1 pseudogene is annotated in these 438 nt (G+C 59.6%); it reads right to left on the reverse strand.

The window, feature by feature from the left end:
- Window positions 1-399, reverse strand: a pseudogene (locus tag FGE05_RS29710) (calcium-binding protein); the annotation flags it as partial.
- Window positions 400-438: the final 39 nt, after the last annotated feature.

The following is a 438-nucleotide window of genomic DNA, read 5'->3' on the forward strand; positions in this document are numbered from 1 at the left end:
ATTGCCATAACCGGTGAAGGCGCCGGTGCCGACGTAGGTCAGGCGCTCGACGTTTGCAGCCAGGATGGTGCCGCTCGGATTGATCACCGACACACGGACTTCATCGTTGCCGCCACCGGCCTGTTCGATGATAGTGGGTGTGTATCCCATGCCGATGCTGTAGATGTCGTCGCCGCTTCCCCCTTCCAACCGTACCCCTGTGGCTGTGGTGTACGGGCCGGCGGAGAGGACGTCGTTGAAGGCGGAGCCTATGACGGTTTCGATGCCCGTTAAAATACTGCCTTCGGCTTCTCCGCCCGTTCCTGCGGTTCCCGCGCCGAGACGGATATTAACGTTTACCCCGGCAGTCGAGCCCGAATAGTCGACTGTGTCGACACCGGCGCCACCGTCGAAATCCATACCACTACCATCGCCAACGAACGTATCGTTGAAATTCGA

The sequence above is a fragment of the Pseudomonas sp. ICMP22404 genome (assembly GCF_006227205.1).
In the GTDB taxonomy this organism is placed as follows: Bacteria; Pseudomonadota; Gammaproteobacteria; order Pseudomonadales; family Pseudomonadaceae; genus Aquipseudomonas.